The 316-nt window shown below is 59.2% G+C and carries 1 rRNA gene; it reads left to right on the top strand.

The window, feature by feature from the left end:
• Nucleotides 1-202 precede the first annotated feature (202 nt).
• Nucleotides 203-316, top strand: a 5S ribosomal RNA gene (gene rrf, locus ACIPVK_RS21845); the annotation flags it as partial.

The following is a 316-nucleotide window of genomic DNA, read 5'->3' as shown; positions in this document are numbered from 1 at the left end:
ATAGGCCGACAACTTAAACCACAAACACCACACCACCCCGCAGGGGTGGTTGGCAAGAAACGCTGCGTCCACTATACGGTCCCGAAACAACAACCCAACTTGTTTTTCGCGGATACAACACAACAACACCACTATTGTGGTCGTAACCCCATTTTTACCCCGCCCGGCCCCCAGAGGGGACCGGAGCGCGGGTTGGTAGAGTTACGGCGGTCATAGCGTGGGGGAAACGCCCGGTCCCATACCGAACCCGGAAGCTAAGACCCACCGCGCCGATGGTACTGCACTCGGGAGGGTGTGGGAGAGTAGGTCACCGCCG

The sequence above is a fragment of the Paeniglutamicibacter sp. MACA_103 genome, from assembly GCF_045798555.1.
Lineage (GTDB): Bacteria > Actinomycetota > Actinomycetes > Actinomycetales > Micrococcaceae > Paeniglutamicibacter.
The sequence above is the reverse complement of the archived record's forward strand: the minus strand, read 5'-3'. Positions and strand labels throughout refer to the sequence as shown.